The sequence below is a fragment of the Halalkalibaculum sp. DA384 genome (assembly GCF_043951955.1).
Taxonomy (GTDB): Bacteria; Bacteroidota; Rhodothermia; order Balneolales; family Balneolaceae; genus JAMQKA01.
In genome coordinates this window covers 1-533 of record NZ_JBINJE010000114.1, presented here as the reverse complement: position 1 = coordinate 533, position 533 = coordinate 1, and the positions used below count along the sequence as shown (strand labels likewise).

The 533-nt window shown below is 61.9% G+C and carries 1 protein-coding gene; it reads left to right on the top strand.

Annotated features, from left to right (window positions below; all coding sequences use genetic code 11):
* A partial coding sequence (locus ACG2E4_RS18495) for an RNA polymerase sigma-70 factor (RefSeq protein WP_395277513.1) occupies positions 1-533 on the top strand: 533 nt, incomplete at both ends.

Genomic DNA, 533 nt, shown 5'->3' with positions numbered 1-533 from the left:
GATGTTTGCGATGAACGAGTAAGCGAATGGGTACGGCGCATTCGTGAGGGGGACCGGTCCTCGTTCCGGGAGCTGTTTTTGGCCCTGTATGAGCCGTTGTGCAATTTTTGCTGGCGGTACGTGCGCTCCACGCACGTGGCCGAGGAGCTGGTTCAGGATGTGTTTATGGAAGCCTGGGAGGCCCGCCGGGAGCTGGACCCGGACCAGAACGTGCGCTCCTACCTGTACCAGTGCGTCCGCAACAAGGCACTCAACAAGGTCAAGCACCGGGAGCTGGCCGCCGAGCACAACCAAAAGATCGAATGGCTGCAGCCGAGCCCGGTTACCCAGCGTCACAGTGTGGAGGAGGACTCGGAGTTTGTACGGGTAGCCCGTCAGGCGATTGAGGATCTGCCGGACGGGGCCCGCCGGATCTACAAGCTCTCGCGGAAGGACGGGTTGACCTACCGCGAGATTGCCGGGCTGCTGGATATCTCCCCGAAGACGGTCGAATCGCAGATGAGCCGGGCCCTCAAACTCCTGCGGGAAGCCCT